Annotated in this window: 1 protein-coding gene; it reads right to left on the bottom strand. The window is 54.8% G+C overall.

Translation table 11 applies throughout. From position 1 onward, the window contains the following. Nucleotides 1-364: 364 nt before the first annotated feature. Nucleotides 365-730, bottom strand: a 366-nt coding sequence (locus C438_RS19480) for a hypothetical protein (RefSeq protein WP_160166861.1), incomplete at its 5' end; no start/stop codon positions are given.

Below are 730 nucleotides of genomic sequence, written 5' to 3'. Positions count from 1 at the left end.
GTAGCGCTCGATTGTTCGCTCTGCACGGTTGTGATGCTCACGAATCTTGCGGAGAATATTCCTGGCCGCCTGGAGGCAGGCACAGGCATTGCGGGGGGTCCCCCGAACAAGGTAGCCTGGTGAGTCTGTGGCTGGTCAGCGTCAGCCATGATGCTCACCCTTCACTCCTGGCGGGCAGACTCATAGTATCGGGGCCACCTGGACACCATTTAATGTTGCCAGGGTAACGGCCAGGACCAGGACTATCTTCGTCCATTGTTGAACGAAGTTATTCGGCAGATCTGCGGCAGCACCTCCTGGCGGAGAAGCTGCAGCCAGATCTACCTCTTCCTGGACCTCCGAAGAATCTTGCATATTCATCGGCTCAAAGTGGGTCTAGTTTAACCCAGCGCCCATCTAATTCGATGAAGATACGCCAAACGAGCGTGTCGTTTTCAGTGGCGTCCGAATTCTTCATCCAAAGGTAAATGTCTCCATCGCATTCGACACCATCGAATCCGTCCTGGCGTAACTTGGCGTTTTCCAGGTCAAGGACTACGTTGCCAAAGTGGCCCGCAGCCTTGATGGCAATTATGTTGTCCGGGTCGAGTTGACCACTCTCACCGTCGACAGTCTGCAGCCCGTTCTGGTAACAGGCTGCCCAGAATGTTCCCAGGTTCTGGGAGGGTAAGTTAACGCCATCCGTCGAACTTACCGCGTTTCGGTCATCCAGGATGAACCTGCACCGAAT

This window comes from Haloferax denitrificans ATCC 35960 (assembly GCF_000337795.1).
Taxonomy (GTDB): Archaea; Halobacteriota; Halobacteria; order Halobacteriales; family Haloferacaceae; genus Haloferax; species Haloferax denitrificans.
The sequence above is the reverse complement of the archived record's forward strand: the minus strand, read 5'-3'. Positions and strand labels throughout refer to the sequence as shown.